At 63.0% G+C, this 2,585-nt stretch carries 3 protein-coding genes; all 3 read left to right on the top strand.

The genetic code is table 11. The features are described 5' to 3' along the window. The first annotated feature begins 47 nt into the window (after positions 1-47). On the top strand, positions 48-410 hold the full coding sequence (locus ACFXKA_RS42540) for a hypothetical protein (protein WP_379431835.1): 363 nt from the start codon (positions 48-50) through the stop codon (positions 408-410). A gap of 265 nt (positions 411-675) precedes the next feature. Next, positions 676-1,152, top strand: coding sequence for a hypothetical protein (locus ACFXKA_RS42545; protein ID WP_379431836.1), 477 nt, complete (start codon positions 676-678; stop codon positions 1,150-1,152). 314 nt (positions 1,153-1,466) lie between these two features. After that, a complete protein-coding gene (locus ACFXKA_RS42550) occupies positions 1,467-2,159 on the top strand; it encodes an SMI1/KNR4 family protein (protein ID WP_379431837.1) in 693 nt (230 codons plus the stop codon). Positions 2,160-2,585: the final 426 nt, after the last annotated feature.

Below are 2,585 nucleotides of genomic sequence, written 5' to 3' on the forward strand. Positions count from 1 at the left end.
GACCGCGGAGCGGTGCCACCCCACCACACACTTCGAGACACTGCCTAGTGCTCCGGCTGGCTGCCCTCGCCTACCTCGCCCGCTTCTCCGCGGTCTCGCGCATTCACACCAAATCCGACCTGCGCCTGTACTTCTACTGGTGCACCGACCACCAGCTCACCCCACTGACCGTCGCCCGCACCGAGGTCGAACGGTACATGCGATGGATGCAGGAGATCCGCCATTTCAATCCCGCCACCGTCGCCCGACGCCTGGCCGTGGTCGCCGGTTTCTACCGCACCTGCGTCATCGATGGCGTCCTGGACCGCTCACTCGCGGAGTACGTGCGACGGCCGCGGGTGTCGAATGAGTCACCGACACTGGGCCTTTCACACCTGCAGGCCCGATGCGGCGACGCCGCCCACCCCTGACTCGTTCGGCCGATGGCCGGCCGCACGCTGAGAGGCCGTTTTCAAACCCCGTGAGTCCCGTCGGGCGCGAGGGATGCTGAACACCTGAACTGTGGACAACATCGACTACACAGTCACCGATTGGCCACCCCTCACCGGGAGTCGATCCTCATCTGGAGCGTGGAGAAGGCGAGAACTACTCCCTTCGGTGAGAAAGTCGCTTGCGCGACGTCGAAGTAACATTCATTGGCGGAGCTGTGGTTTCACGAAGGAAGGCCGGATTGGTATGGGTGTGCCAGACCTGATCCCTATCAGGCGGGAGCCCGGATACCACACGCGGATGGCCGGGCGCTGGCGGCGGGGCCAGTTTTTTGGTTACGTCGCCCGTATCCGTCAGGGTCTCTCCGAGGACGATGCCGTCTTGGAGCGCGTGTACGCGGTGTTGCACGAGTTCGATCCGGCGGGAAAGTATATCGACACCACGATCGAGGCGGCAGGTGAGACGTTTCGTGGACCGCAGGCGCAGGTAGTCGTTGCCAAGGCGGAGCAACTTTTGAACGAGTGGGTGGAGTCGTTGCCTGACAGGGAATTCGGCGACATCGCGATCTCACCGTTCACCGAAATGCACGACGGCGTGTTGTTCGGTCTCGTCGTGGAATGTCACGGCGAATACCCTGAAGGCGAAGAAGTCGACGACTGGGTGGAGTTCTACCCGATCCGGCTGGGCTTCGGTTGGCCATGGGACGGCAGCTACAGCACGTGACTGAACCGAGGCGCTGCCGCGGCAGCCTGGGCCTCAAGGGCTGACGGTCCTTACCGTTGCCTCCGACCGCGAGATCGTCGCGAAAATCGAACAGCTGATGAGTAACGCGAGCACGTGACGACTCATAAGAGCCGAACTCCGCCGAATGCACTGAACTGCCGCGAGGCGCGCTGACCGAACCGGCCAGTGCGGCGGGGCGGAAGACCAAGTAGCCGTGACGATCCGACGTCCGTGAATGCACTGAACTGCCGATTCTCCTGCCGTTCAGATCGGCCAGACCGCGCCCGGCATTCCCCCGGGATACGGTGCCAGCCATGACATATGACTGGTCAGACGTGCCCGGCAGGCTTGTGCGTCTCTCGCAGGCTGCGCATGCGAACAAGGTTTTCGGGGCGGGAGGTTCCGCGGGACATGGATGGCACCTCGAATCATCGCTGAGCACTGCTGAATTGAGTGAGATCGAGGACCAGTTGAGGGTAGTGCTGCCGGAAGAGTATCGATCGTTTCTCCTGGCGGTTGGCCGGGGCGGGGCCGGGCCGGCATACGGTCTGTTTCCTGTCCGGCGAGTCGACGGGCGATGGCAATGGGAAGGTGATAGTCCGAACCTGACCGACTTGGACACGCTCGCGCAACCGTTTCCATACGTCGCGGCATTCAATCCGGCAGATGGGCTCCTTGATCCTCCAGACGCGGAGGACTTCGACTCGATCGACGCTTTCGACGCCGCCGAGGACGCGTACTGGCAGAAGTACGATGAGATCGTCTACGGGCCAGAGCATTCGGTCGGGCTGCTCTACCTGTGCCATCTGGGCTGCGCGCAACGTGAGGTGCTCGTCGTGAGTGGGGCGTCGAGAGGGCAGATGTGGGCGGACCTCAACGGAGACGGTCGCGGGTTTGTGCCATTGGTCGATGATGCCGGAATCCGGGTGGGCTTTGCGCGCTGGTATCGGCGGTGGCTGGACCGAAGCGAAGCCGAACTCACAAACCATGCACCCGACGCCATGTGATAGCCGCATACCGCGCTGGCCGAACCGGCCGCCGGTGAACGCACTGTACTGCCGCATACCGCGCTGACCGGACCGGCCAGCGCAGGGCATCGGAAGATCAACTGGCCGTGCCGATCCGAGGCCGGCGGAACGTCCGCAACTGCCGACGAGCGTGTGATCCTGGCATCTGTTGCCCAAGGGTGTGAGCAACCATAATCAGCTCGATGGCGATTGAAGACGAATGGCCGACGCGGTCTGAGGTCGAAAGTGTTTGGCGGCGAGTGCTGGCGGGTGACTTGACACGTGAGGCGGCCCATGACTGGGCGAAGCCGTGGGTAGAGGGGGCTGAAGTCGTGACTGGAGCCCTTTGAGCAGGTCCAGCGGTTGTGAGAGTTCTGATGCACCAGAATGGGTGCAGGAGGACGGTTCACGACATGACGCGACGAC

Origin of the sequence: Nocardia sp. NPDC059228, assembly GCF_042754245.1 — a bacterium.
GTDB lineage: Bacteria > Actinomycetota > Actinomycetes > Mycobacteriales > Mycobacteriaceae > Nocardia.

Coding starts and splice junctions, on each gene's coding strand:
- ACFXKA_RS42550 (WP_379431837.1), top strand. CDS start 1,467: ATGACATATGACTGGTCAGACGTGCCCGGCAGGCTTGTGCGTCTCTCG.
- ACFXKA_RS42545 (WP_379431836.1), top strand. CDS start 676: ATGGGTGTGCCAGACCTGATCCCTATCAGGCGGGAGCCCGGATACCAC.